At 34.4% G+C, this 12,797-nt stretch carries 15 protein-coding genes; 6 read left to right on the forward strand and 9 right to left on the reverse strand.

What is annotated here, in order from left to right; all coding sequences use genetic code 11:
• Positions 1-129 precede the first annotated feature (129 nt).
• The gene (locus QUF99_RS17335; RefSeq protein WP_289371546.1) at positions 130-705 is read right to left on the reverse strand and encodes a GNAT family N-acetyltransferase; all 576 of its coding nucleotides are present in this window, start codon (positions 703-705) and stop codon (positions 130-132) included.
• A gap of 15 nt (positions 706-720) precedes the next feature.
• Positions 721-1,104, reverse strand: coding sequence for a VOC family protein (locus QUF99_RS17340; RefSeq protein ID WP_289371547.1), 384 nt, complete (start codon positions 1,102-1,104; stop codon positions 721-723).
• Positions 1,105-1,482: 378 nt separating this feature from the next.
• Between QUF99_RS17340 and QUF99_RS17345 the strand changes: the two genes are divergently transcribed.
• From QUF99_RS17345 to QUF99_RS17365, 5 genes are all read left to right on the forward strand, one after another.
• Positions 1,483-1,728 (forward strand): DNA alkylation repair protein, encoded by a 246-nt coding sequence (locus QUF99_RS17345; protein ID WP_286120745.1) that lies wholly within the window; start codon positions 1,483-1,485, stop codon positions 1,726-1,728.
• Between the two features lie 119 nt (positions 1,729-1,847).
• Complete coding sequence (locus QUF99_RS17350) at positions 1,848-2,201, forward strand: PH domain-containing protein (protein WP_289371548.1); 354 nt, start codon at positions 1,848-1,850, stop codon at positions 2,199-2,201.
• A gap of 385 nt (positions 2,202-2,586) precedes the next feature.
• The gene (locus QUF99_RS17355) at positions 2,587-3,525 is read left to right on the forward strand and encodes an AAA family ATPase (protein ID WP_289374692.1); all 939 of its coding nucleotides are present in this window, start codon (positions 2,587-2,589) and stop codon (positions 3,523-3,525) included.
• Complete coding sequence (locus tag QUF99_RS17360) at positions 3,522-4,685, forward strand: DUF58 domain-containing protein (RefSeq protein ID WP_289371549.1); 1,164 nt, start codon at positions 3,522-3,524, stop codon at positions 4,683-4,685. Before QUF99_RS17355 ends, QUF99_RS17360 begins: the two co-directional genes overlap by 4 nt.
• On the forward strand, positions 4,660-5,763 hold the full coding sequence (locus tag QUF99_RS17365) for a DUF4018 domain-containing protein (protein WP_289371550.1): 1,104 nt from the start codon (positions 4,660-4,662) through the stop codon (positions 5,761-5,763). The genes QUF99_RS17360 and QUF99_RS17365 overlap by 26 nt, the downstream gene beginning before the upstream one ends.
• Before the next feature lie 112 nt (positions 5,764-5,875).
• On the opposite strand, the gene QUF99_RS17370 is transcribed toward QUF99_RS17365, so the two are convergent.
• From QUF99_RS17370 to QUF99_RS17380, 3 genes are read right to left on the reverse strand one after another with little or no spacing between them, the layout of a single operon-like run.
• On the reverse strand, positions 5,876-6,175 hold the full coding sequence (locus tag QUF99_RS17370; RefSeq protein WP_289371551.1) for a putative quinol monooxygenase: 300 nt from the start codon (positions 6,173-6,175) through the stop codon (positions 5,876-5,878).
• A 22-nt stretch (positions 6,176-6,197) separates the two neighbouring features.
• On the reverse strand, positions 6,198-6,836 hold the full coding sequence (locus tag QUF99_RS17375) for a nitroreductase family protein (RefSeq protein WP_289371552.1): 639 nt from the start codon (positions 6,834-6,836) through the stop codon (positions 6,198-6,200).
• Positions 6,837-6,871: 35 nt separating this feature from the next.
• Entirely contained in the window at positions 6,872-7,300 is a 429-nt protein-coding gene (locus QUF99_RS17380) for a MarR family winged helix-turn-helix transcriptional regulator (RefSeq protein ID WP_289371553.1), read from the reverse strand.
• Between the two features lie 361 nt (positions 7,301-7,661).
• On the opposite strand from QUF99_RS17380, the gene QUF99_RS17385 reads away from it, so the two are divergent.
• Positions 7,662-9,641: an elongation factor G gene (locus QUF99_RS17385; protein ID WP_289371554.1), complete on the forward strand. Its 1,980-nt coding sequence runs from the start codon at positions 7,662-7,664 to the stop codon at positions 9,639-9,641.
• A 173-nt stretch (positions 9,642-9,814) separates the two neighbouring features.
• Here the strand turns inward: QUF99_RS17385 and QUF99_RS17390 are convergent, their stop codons facing one another.
• From QUF99_RS17390 to QUF99_RS17405, 4 genes are read right to left on the reverse strand one after another with little or no spacing between them, the layout of a single operon-like run.
• The gene (locus QUF99_RS17390; RefSeq protein ID WP_289371555.1) at positions 9,815-10,294 is read right to left on the reverse strand and encodes an NUDIX hydrolase; all 480 of its coding nucleotides are present in this window, start codon (positions 10,292-10,294) and stop codon (positions 9,815-9,817) included.
• A gap of 36 nt (positions 10,295-10,330) precedes the next feature.
• Entirely contained in the window at positions 10,331-11,827 is a 1,497-nt protein-coding gene (locus QUF99_RS17395; RefSeq protein WP_289371556.1) for a serine hydrolase domain-containing protein, read from the reverse strand.
• Positions 11,824-12,324, reverse strand: a complete 501-nt coding sequence (locus tag QUF99_RS17400; protein ID WP_289371557.1) for a hypothetical protein — start codon at positions 12,322-12,324, stop codon at positions 11,824-11,826. The genes QUF99_RS17395 and QUF99_RS17400 overlap by 4 nt, the downstream gene beginning before the upstream one ends.
• On the reverse strand, positions 12,314-12,664 hold the full coding sequence (locus tag QUF99_RS17405) for a PadR family transcriptional regulator (RefSeq protein ID WP_289371558.1): 351 nt from the start codon (positions 12,662-12,664) through the stop codon (positions 12,314-12,316). The genes QUF99_RS17400 and QUF99_RS17405 overlap by 11 nt, the downstream gene beginning before the upstream one ends.
• Between the last annotated feature and the right edge of the window lie 133 nt (positions 12,665-12,797).

A 12,797-nucleotide genomic window follows, 5' to 3' on the forward strand; every position in this document is an offset into this window, starting at 1 on the left:
ATTTCTTATTCATTTATCAACAATAAGCCTTAACATAGCCTATATTTAAGTTCAAAAAAATAAAACCACTCCTGTTTTACAACTCAATACAGGCGTGGTTTTATTTCATTTATGTAATACGGACTTATTCTATAAAGCTGTTTGTTTTACTTGTAACAATGATTTTCTCCAATCTTCCTCCAACAATGAATGTATAACTGTATCATGAGCGACACCATTTTGAACCATATGTTTTCGAAGTAATCCTTCCTCTGTAAACCCAGCTTTTTTCAGTAATTTATGCGAGGCTTCATTTTCTGTATAAACAACTGCTGCGATTCTTATAAACTGAAGTGTTTCAAATCCATACGCAAGTATAGCTTGCAAAGCCTCTGTTGCATATCCTTTTCCCCAATATGTATCATCCAACTCATAACCAATTTCCGCTCGTTTATGATTTTGATTAATCAAGTGAAAACCACATGTTCCAATTAATTGATTTGTCCCTTTCAATTCAATTCCCCAGCGAAAAACACTACCTTCTTCATATCGTTTTCTAAAGTGTTGAATCGTAATTTTGACCTGGTCTACATCTTGAAATGAATCCATTCCAAAATAGCGAATTACGGATTCCTTCGCAAAATAATGAAACATTGTTTCTGCATCTAATAATGTTAATTCTCTTAACTGTAACCGCTCTGTTTCTAAAACAGGAAACTTCCCCATCTTTTTCTCTCCCTCTTATTCTAATGAGCTGCAAATTTCAATATAATTACCATCCGGATCCGAAATGTAAGCAATGGTTTGTCCCCACGGTTTTGTTATCGGTTCTACTAATACCGTAACACCTTGTTCCTTTAATACCGCTATCGTTTCCTCTACATTTTCCACAACAAAACCAATCTCAAATGTAGATGATTCCAGTGCACCTTTTGGAATTGATAATCCTGTTAATTCTTGTACACTTTCTCTACTGTTAATAGCTAAAACGGTAGAACCTGTATCAAACTCAATGTAAGTACCATGTTCCCCCTTAATAGTTAGCTGTAAAATGTCTTTATAAAATTGAAGGCACTCTTCGTACCTTTCTACATATAAAATGATATATTTCATTTTCAAGTCCACGTCCCCCACTCCTTTCATGCATTTCTCTATCTTTCGACAAGTAACACGAAAAACCTGCCTAAATATAGACTTTTAAGACATACAAACAATGTATTTCAATTCTCATTCACCATTATTTTTGTACAAAAAAAAGACCGATTTCTCGATCTTAACCATATTGGCATAAAACAGGAGATTGGTTAGGACATAACCAGTTCATAAATAAATTATAAATTAATTTTTCAGAATTTTAAATACATTCAACGATAATAAATCGGCATTTATATTGAGAAAATTATTAAAACAACAGTATAAAAATAAACGACTTTATATAGAAACCATTCATTTATGAATAAATCCCTCTCTATAAAGAAATGCTACAAATGGAGGTGTGTACATATGGAACCAATGCTTTGCCCAAGTTGTAGAACAAATCGTACCCGGTTTAATATTATTGAGCAACAAGTAAAGCCTGTTAAGTTAAATCCACAAACGGGTCAAATTGAGGAAGAATATACAAACGACAATATGAGTGCATTTCATATGGCGTATCAAGGTCCTACATACCGTGTACAGTGTGCAGCATGTGGGCTCGTTGAAAATCCAGAACAATTTATTAAACCTGCTCAAAATCAATCTTTTTAATTCACAAAAAGTTGCTTGTATCTCAAGCAACTTTTTTACTTTCAACGTCTTTTCACTCTGTAAGCGGTCCTTCTGTATCAATATGTTATAATCCTAATATACAGAAAGGATTGATTCTAATGTCTAGTCGCCTTCACACTATCCAACAATTTCTCCAACAAGATGAAATACTTCTTCTTCAAACACAATGTTCACTACACACATTTCTGCATAGAGGTGCACCAAGACCTGGTACTTTAGCAGTTACTAATCAAAGAATTTTATTCATTTATACCGGCATGAACAATATGATTTCAAAACAATATGAAGAGTTTTTATATGAAAACATTACTGACATAAAAGAAAAAAAGACCCTTTTCGAATCTCACATTGTTTTCTACCATGAACACGATTGGATTCCTCTACAATATATTCATAATAAAGATACGCAAAAGCGTATTTTACAAATGGTTCAAGAAAAGGTAAATAATTAAAAAAATATTATATTTTAATTTATAACAAAAGCATACGAATTTTTTTCACTGTTTCCTAATACGAGATATCCTTTATTTTCTCAAGACAATTGATCATTGATTTATCCCAAAATATTATTATAGTAATTTTCAATATTAATTTTTAGAAAATTTTGTTAAAATATACAAATACACTCTTCTATATAAATCCATTTTGATTTTTCGACATATAGCCGCGGCTATGGATAACAAAAGGTGACCTGCACTCGTTTTCTCTCGTTGTTTTCACTATGTCTGGGCAGGAAAAGGATCTGACCGCTTCTATGCATGGCCGGATGCTCTCTCCCACCTAAAAAGAAGGATTTTATGTCGGTTTTTTAATTTGTATTTATATACTATTGAAAGGATGATACTTATGATAGATAAATTGAAAAATAATATAAGTTCTGTTTTTGTCGGAAAAGAAAATGTCATTGATCTGCTTTTAGTTTCCTTGCTGGCAGATGGACATGTGCTACTTGAGGATGTACCTGGAACGGGGAAAACATTACTTGCTAAAACAATCGCCAAAAGTATTGGTGGCGAATTCTCTCGTGTCCAATTCACACCAGATGTTCTTCCTAGTGATGTGACTGGCATCGAATATTTCAATCCCAAAACAAGTGAATTTGAATTAAGGCTTGGCCCAGTCATGACAAATTTACTACTAGCAGATGAAATAAACCGAGCAATGCCTCGGACACAATCCAGTTTGTTAGAAGCGATGGAAGAACGCCAAGTAACCCTTGAAAAGAAATCTACATTACTACCAAAACCGTTCTTTGTTATTGCGACACAAAACCCAATTGAGTCACAAGGGACTTTCCCACTTCCTGATGCACAGCTGGATCGTTTTTTAATGACAATTTCTATTGGCTATCCTTCTCCAGAAGAGGAACTAAAAATGATGCGACGTTTTCGAAAAAATAAACCTCTAGATGAGCTTGGCCCAGTCATATCTTTAAAGGATATTTTACAAATACAACAAAAGGTAAAAGAAATTTACGTATCAGAGCCGTTAGAGCATTACATCATCCAACTTGCCAATGCAACGCGTAATCATGATTATATTGCGAATGGCATCAGTCCACGTGCAACACTTGTATTAGTACGAGCAATGCAGGCTCTGGCTTTTTTACATAATCGCGATTTTTGTACGCCTGAAGATATACAATTCTTACTCCCTTACGTGTGGAAGCACCGTATTGTTTTGTCGATGGAGGGCGCTTTGCGAACAACAAAACAGGAATTAATTGAAAGTATTCTAGCTGATGTTGACGTTCCCGTGGAGATTGAGCAATCATGAATTATACGCGTATCGTAACCGTTCCATTATTTTTTCAAAATCATATTATTAAATTAACAATCCCAGTAGCCCTATTTCTAGCCTTCTATGTACCTGACTCATTTTTAGTTTTTCCCTTCTTATTTTACTATTTGTTTTCTTATTTTATTTATCGCTATACCTCATACATAGAACACTACTTTCAAATTATAAATAAAAAACAAACAGCACGGTTATTCCCTGAAGAAGACGGGAATTTATCCATTCATTTGCAAAATAAAGCGAAGCTCCCTTTAGTAAATGGCACCTGTTTTTTTCATATTAATCCGGCCTTAGTTCCACATTCGGATACTGGAATTGAACAAATATCAAAAACTTTATTTTCCTTTCGTTTTTCACAACCTGCCAAGTCACAACAAAAATGGGATTTATCATTTACAGCTACAAAACGAGGTGTTTTTCAAATTGAACAGTTTGAATGTATCATAGGAGACCCCTTCCATATCATTCAAGTACATTTACCCGCTATGCATAAATTAAAAACAGAAATTATCGTTTATCCCACTTTAAAACGTGTAGTAGGTTTACAGGAAATACACCAATTGTCAATGGGCACATATAGAACAAACTTTTCCTATTTTCATGATGAGTCCTCCATTGTTGGTGTGAAACAATATGAAAGAGAATCATTTCGCTCCATTCATTGGAAGGCATCCGCTAAAATGCAAAGTCTACAGGCAAAGCAATATGAAGCTATAAAAAATTATAGCTGGACTATTTCCCTTTATCTCGGGTCAGATCGTGGACTTGGTTGGAGAGAAAATATCGAAGATCTCATTTCTTATACAACGTATTTATGCCAATTTGCAACAGAAAAAAAGATACCTTTTGAATTATTTGTTAGTATATTTGCTGAAGAGGGCCCTTTACATCTCGCATTAAATGAAGGACACATGCAGTACGCTAAAGCTTTAGAAGAACTTGCCCGTATTTCAGATGATAGTACGATACTCCCTCGTGAAAGTTTCTTTCACTATTTAAGTAGAAAAAAAGAACGTTCGTCTACAATGTTTTTTGTTGGGATAAAGAAAGCTAATTTGCCAAATATGATGCAGCAAACTTATCTCATCAATGATGAAGGGGTGGTGGAACAACTTGAAAACATGGGTACATTACGTTAATGATTTTATCCTTCTACTCTTACTTTCTATGCTTACTGAAAAAGGAGAAGTTGTTCACATCTTACTTTTTCTTGTCGTCAGTTTCATTTGCACCATACCCATTAATAAAATGAATCTTAACAAAAGAACTGCCTTGATTGCACTATTCATTCTGCAAGTCATACTTTGTTACACATTATCCATTTTTTCTATCATTAGTTCCATATTACTTCCTTTTTTCTTTTTTATTGTGCATGTAAGAGAAGATATTACACCATATCATAAAATGTTAGGTGCTTTTTTATGGTTGATTGTCTCTGTTTTTCTTCATGTAATGCAAATGCCTTCTATATGGGAATTAGGATTATTTACTTTTCATGCTCTGCTATCACTTTGGATCACAAGTTTTAATAAAAACCAGAAAATCGTACGCTTTTTATCAATCGCTGCAGTTGGAACTGCTAGCCTCTTGTTTATACCATTAATACCTTATATACGTCTCATTATCTCATATTCTTTACAGTGGGTCTCTCTTGGCTTCGGCTATTTCATTCAATTTTTATTGTCTGTTACAGATACGAATGGTGGAGAAGAAGTGGTAAGTAAAATAGGAATGCAAAATACAGAACTACCACCACCTGAAAAAGCGTATGACGCTTTTGTTACCCAGGCAATTACCGCTTCCCTAATTGGTATATTTGCTATATTTGTTATTTGGAAACTTTATAAAAAAAGAAAATCACTTCAATTAGGTGGCATTTCCTTCTATAATCCTAGCATGATTATTCCTGAAGAAGGAATGGTGCAAAAACAAAACCAAATCACACGCCCACCTAAAAACGCAATTCGAAAAGAGATTTTTAAACTGGAAAAGAAATTAAAATCACCTTTAAACCGGCAACGTGGAGAAACGGTAGAAGCATGGATGGAACGGATTCATACACAAGAAGAAGTCTCCATTCAATTTGATGTAATTATTGATGCATATAACGCTGCAAGGTATTCAAATCGTGAAGATACTGAACTTCTCCAACAGTTTAAAGAGGAAGTTAGTAAACTATATGCGTATCGAAAAACAATGAAAAAGAAGAAAAAATAACGTTATACAATGTGTATATCAGCAAAAAACCTCGATATCTCCCACTAGGGTCATCGAGGTTTTTTACTTTCTATTAACAAAATACATGTAAAGAAAGCTGTCCTACAACTTCTTATTCCCCTTGCAAGGGTTGCCCATCAAATGCTTTTACATCCAGTGGTGCTGTTAAGAAGTTACTAGCTTTCGCAACGAAGGAAGTAAAGTGCTCACTTGTATTATGACTAGCAACCGCCTCTGCATCTTGCCAAACTTCAACCATAGTAAAGACATTTTCTTTTTCTGTATCCTTATATAAATCGTAAGAGATATTTCCATTTTCTTCTCTCGAAGCAGTAATTAGGGGCTGAATCTCCTCTAAAAACGCTTGTTGTTTTGCTGCATCAACATGAAATACGGCATGAATAATAATCATGAAACATTCACCTCTCTTTTACTTACTTCCACTCTGCAACTTTTTCAACTGGAAGACGAACTGATTTATAACCGCTCTCTGCTGCTTTACCAATTGAAATCAACATAACTGGAACATAGCGATCTTTATCTAATCCAAAAGCTTCTGCAATTTTGTCTTTTTCAAAACCACCGATTGGACATGTATCGTATCCATGAGCACGAGCTGTAAGCATAAGTTGCATTGATACAAGGCCACCATCAATTAATACAGTATCTTTCATAACAGCTGAATCAACCGTTGAGAAGTAAGCAGTTAGTTTTTCCATTTGGCCTTCTTTTACTTCTGCAGGCATATAACCTAGGTCAACTGCTTTGCTGTATATTTCTTCCGCGTTGTCGAAATTATTTAAATCCCCAAATACGGCAATCATCGCTGCAGATGTTTCAACTTGAAGTTGATTGAAGCGAGCAAGTGGCGCAAGTGTTGCCTTTCCTTCAGCACTATCAATCACAAGGAAGCGCCATGGTTGCATGTTTACTGAAGATGGTGCTAATGTTGCTTCTGTAAGTATTTCTGTCATTTCTTCGCGGCTAATTTTCACAGATGGATCGTACTTACGAATAGAATGGCGACCTGTCATAATTTCTGTAAAATCATTTGTTTTTTGTGTGTTAATCATAGATGGATTCTCCCTTTTTATGTCTAATTGTTAAATTAGACTTCGTTTATATTTTTTTGAATGCGGTTCAGCGTATTTAAAAGTTCATCGCGTTCCTCTTCATTAAAGTCCTTCAACGCAGAAGCGGCGAATCGTTCTTTTTCCTCTTGAAAGGAACTAATTTTATTACGTCCATAATCCGTTAGACTCACAAGAGTTACCCGATTATCATTTGGATTTTTACGCCTTGATATCATTTCATTTGCTTCAAGTTGCTTTAAATGCCGGGTAATTGCTGCATTGTCAATATTCACCTCTTTTTGAAGTGCTTTTTGACTTATTTCATCCACTTGATAAAGCTGATGTAAAAGTTCTAGTCGTGACTGACTAATCCCCGTACAACCTTCAAACTTCGAACTGATTTCTTTATTGAGGAAATGTAATTTATATAAAATAATCGCTTCCTTTGAACATGAATTGGTCAAACGATCCCTCCTTTTTAAGGATGCTGGATTAATACTTGATATATCAATGATTGATATATCAAGTAATATAACTGAATTTAATTTAACATGCAATGATTTTGTTTTTGTATATTTTGGATTACGTTTACTATTCCCTTTTTCTCTCCCAAATTATTATTTGACTACATCCTGACTCCTACTACATTTACCGTGAGTTTACTATGGTTAAATGTCTTTTATAATGGAGTTTATGTACGTTGCAAATACATGAAATTACCATATAATAGATGTATTATACATGACTGGAGAGTGATTTTGATGCGGCAATTAAACAAACGAAATGAGGAATTTTATATGAGAAACGAAATGAGGATTGTAATTCATGAAAACAATAAATATAGGGATTGTAGCGCACGTCGACGCTGGAAAGACGAGTTTGACTGAACGTGTACTTTATGAAACAAATGTTATAAATGAAATTGGACAAGTGGATAAAGGAAACACGCAAACAGATTCAATGGATTTAGAGAAAAAACGCGGTATCACAATTAAAGCATCTGTCGTTTCATTTTTCTTAAAAGATTTGAAGGTGAATCTAATTGATACACCAGGTCATGCGGATTTTATTGCAGAAGTAGAGCGTTCTTTTCGAGTTCTTGATGGAGCTGTTCTAGTTATATCTGCTGTCGAGGGAATTCAAGCTCAAACAAAAATTTTAATGACAATATTACAGAATCTTCGTATTCCAACCATACTCTTTGTAAACAAGATTGACCGAAGTGGTGCACAATTAGCTCGAATCATCGAAAGTATAAAAGAAACACTCACTGAAAATGTGATCCCTTTATATAGAGCCGAAAATATTGGAACGAAGCAAGCATATATTGTTAGAAATAGTTTACATCCTGATCAAAATCCGACGTCTTTTGATGAATGTATTGAGCTCATGTCATTACATGATGAACGTTTACTTGAATCCTATATAAATGGCGAAGCATTGACAGAAGAGAAAATCAAAATAGAATTATTAAATCAAATTAAAGATGCAACTATTTATCCTATCTTTTTTGGTTCAGCTATGACTGGGATTGGTATTGCTGAATTGCTTGAAGGTGTGGCAACGATGATTCCGGCAAATACTATTGTAGAAGATGCCCCCTTATCTGGTGTGGTCTTTAAAATCGAAAAAGAATCGTCTAGAGGAAAAATTGCTTATATACGGATATTCTCAGGACATATAAGTGTAAGGGAATATATCAATGTGCATCGAAAAAAGAATGCGCGTGAAATCAAAACACACACAGAAAAAATTAAAAAGCTTCATATATTTAGCGATGGGAAAACTGTACAATCACAAAAAGTAAGCGCAAACGATTTTTGTAAAGTATGGGGATTAAAAGATGTTAAGATTGGTGATGTTGTGGGTGAATGGTCAGACAAAATAAAAGACATTCATTTCGCTTCTCCTCAGATGGAAACACGAATCCAAGCAAAAGAAAAGGAAAACAATCATCAGTTATACCAGGTTCTTATCGAACTATCAGAGGAAGATCCACTTATAAAAGTGCTAAAAGATGATTTTCATAACGATATCTACATTCGGCTTTTTGGCGAGGTACAAAAAGAAGTAATCGAAACAACACTAAAAGAACACTACGATTTGGATGTTTCCTTTTCTGAGACTAGAATTGTCTGTATAGAAAAGCCGACAGGAGTTGGTCAAGCAATAGATATGATGGAATCAGTCGATAATCCATTTTATGCGACAGTAGGGTTTAAAGTTGAACCTGGCCTTTCGGGAAGTGGCGTTTCTTATAAATTAGGTGTTGAACTCGGTTCATTACCTCTAGCTTTTCATAAAGCAATTGAAGATACTGTATTCGATACATTAAAACAAGGCTTATACGGATGGGAAGTCGCTGATATCATCGTTACACTAACACATACTGGCTATGCAAGTCCCGTAACCACAGCAGGTGATTTTAGAAAGCTAGTTCCCCTTGTATTAATGGATGCACTCGTTCGCGCAGGAACTAACGTATATGAACCGATTAACGAATTTGAATTGATTGTTCCTGCAAATACAATTAGCAAAACAATGTACAAATTATCGGCATTACAAGCAGTTTTTACAGAACCCATCCTGCATAAAGACTCATTTCTTTTAACAGGAACATTACCTATGGCTGAGACAGAGAATTTTAAGAAAAGGCTTCATTCTTTTACAGAGGGTGAAGGTCTCTTTATCACTAAGCCATATGGGTTTAATAAAATAGAAACTGATTTTCCTACAAGAAAACGGGCTGATTTTAATCCGTTAAACAGAAAGGACTACTTACTTCATGTCCTCCGTGCTTATTAACAAAAAGCACGGAGGACAATGACATATTGTGAGATATATAATTTTGCAAAACGGCCGAACGAGATGTTCCGCTGTTTTATCTTCTAAAACTTTAATGTACTTCCCGAAAGAAGTCCCCATCTTCAAGCGCGTGACGGGCGATAGCCAAGCGATAAGGTGGGGATGAATTTCGGTTAGACATCGCCTAACTGACTTGTAAGAATATGCTTAGTATGAACTGGTAACTGTTTTACCTTCTCTTTCAGAAAATCTGGTTTTACCTCAAGATCTCCAATGTACTCTAGTGGAATCCATTGAAACAAATATTGCCGGCCATCTTCTTCTAAAATAAAGGATTTGTCTCCTTCTGAAGGCAGTTCATCTAATGCCACCTCATAATAGAAACTAATTTCATGAAAGTCATGTTCATCATATGTAAAGAAATTCTCTACCATCCATAATAGCCTTTTCACTTCTATATTTACCCCTAGTTCTTCTTTCAACTCTCTTTTCACAGCGGATTCACTGTTTTCTAGCATTTTCACTCGCCCACCTGGTACATACCAAAAATCCTCACCTTCATTTTGTAGAAGTAGAATTTTATCTTGCTGTATGCATATAGCCCCCACCCGATAATTAAAACAGGTTTTCTCTGATTTGAACGTAAGATCCATTGTTACGCGCCACCTTTTATGTTTGTAGTTTAACTATTAAAATAACATTTTTACAGATTGACGTTTACACGCAATGATGATAGAAATAACTCCATTTATTGCTAATAATACAAGTACTCCAATCGCTAAAAAGGCTAAATCAGGAGCAAAAACATATAATGAATGCCAAGGAATTGATAAGCTATACAGCAATGCAGGAATGAATAAAAGTGATAGTACTATGAAAGACCCACCTAAAAGAAACCAAAATGATTTTTTAAAGTTGTTTTTGTTGTTTTGAAAAAGTCTCTTTAACAATAACAAAAATATGAAACAAAGAAATACAAACACTCCAATAAAAATCCAACGTTCAATCACTATAGGCTTTACAAGCGTTGGAGGTTCTTTCCCTTGGATGATCTGTAAAATACCATGTTTCACCTGCGTTAGCCGTCCTTCTTCTAAAACATGATTTTTATTCGTTAATATTACTACCCCCCACTTTGTTTCAGGAATTAGAAACACGTCTGAACGATGATCTGGTGTCGAACCAGCATGCCAAATAAGTGTTCGATCATCTTCCATTTTTGATATTCTCCACCCAAATCCATATGAATTCCCTTTATTTACTGGTACGATAGGCTCAAACATTTGCTGCATGAGATCTTGGGGTAACATCTCATTTCCATTTAATAATGCTTTCATATAATGTGCCATATCATTCACACTAGCCGCAATATATCCATATGGGGCACCACCATTATCAAAAGAAATTGTACTTTCTTTTGAAATTCCAAACCAAGATTGATATCCTTGTGTAAGTCCATTTCGCTCAGCACGTTTATAATCCGCTGCCGTATGATTCATTTGTAATGGCCTAAATATATTCTGCTCCATAAAATTAGCAAATGATTGACCAGAAACTTCTTCAATAATTGCTCCTAAAATCATGTAGTTTGCATTACTATAATGATGGGATTGACCTGGAAAACTCACAAGTTCTACATCCGAGAGCTGCATCACATTTTTTTTGATAGCATCTTTTTCTTGTATCCCTTTATCTGAGAGAGACAAGCCTATTTCCGTACTTAAACCACTCGTTTGTGTCAAAAGTTGCTTTATAGTAATTTGCGACGCTAACTTTTTATCTTTTAAAGTAAACCAAGGAAGATAAGTTTGTACAGGTTCATCAAGCTCAAGTTTTTTTTGATCAACTAGCTTCATGATCCCTAGTGCCGTGAAAGCTTTACTGTTTGATCCTATTAAAAATGGCGTATCTTTTGTTACAGGATTATGATTCTTACCTGTAATTCCCCATCCTTTTGAATAAATTATTTCATCATTATGAACCATAGCGATTGCGGCTCCTGGAATATTAAACATTTCCATTGTTTCTTCCATATACTTTTCAATATTTCCTTGCATATTTGACGGAGTTTCTTGTTGTTGTGCGAATACTGGAGAGATAATGAAGATTAAACAGAGAGTGATTATACCGAACTGAAAAGCAGGAATGTTCTGTCTGTTAAATAGTCGTGTATATAATTTTCTCATACTGACCTTAACGTCTCCTTCTTATTATGTTTTCGAAAAATAACATAGACCAAAGAAGTAACTATTATAGAAGTACTGAAACTCATACATAGTAGTAATGAATTCCACCATACATGATCTGAAATATGATAAAGAAGATTAAAATCATTTGAATGTGAAGAGGTTGTTAGAAACATAGAAAATAAAAATTGACACATAACAAAAGTAATTAGAAAAGAAAATATTATACTAATGATGGAAGTGAATGTTTTCTTCCTTTTATCTTTCACTTGAAGAATTGGGTTTATTTCGTTAACTTCTACATAATTTGCAACAAAATCTTTTGGACTCCCTAGTTCTCGCAAACTATCTTCGTTATTTATATGACATTCTTGTATATGTTCTATTATTTGTTGTTTCACTTCATCCACTGCATGTTTATCAATATCAAACCTTCGTAGTTCAGAAACGACTACACGAATATAATTCTTTTCTGCTTTCGTCAATTTATTCTCCATTACAATCCTCCTCATATTGTATATAACTTGAAAGAAGTTCTTGAATATCTCTTTGCAATGTTAGCCATTCCTCAACTTTCTCTCGAAGAACCATTTCCCCTTTTTCATTGATTTCATAATAAACTCTAACCTTACCATTTTCTGTCATTTCACGATAAGTATGAACCCATTCTTGATTTTTGAGCTTAGTTAAAATGGGGTAAATACTTCCTACTCCTTTCAGTTTTAAATTGTGTTCTTCTAGCTCCTTCATAATTTCATACCCATAACTTTTTCCCCTCGACAAAATTGAAAGCACAAACATTTCTAAATGACCTTTAATTAAACTTGTTCTGTCCATAGGATAAATTTAACAAAAATATATATTTCATTCAAGTATATATTTTGAAAATATATACTTTTCTTTCTTTCCCCCTCGCAACATCTAGATACATATAAAAGACATGGCAACCATTTTTACTAATTGCATACAA

This window comes from Bacillus sp. DX4.1 (genome assembly GCF_030348195.1).
GTDB lineage: Bacteria > Bacillota > Bacilli > Bacillales > Bacillaceae_G > Bacillus_A.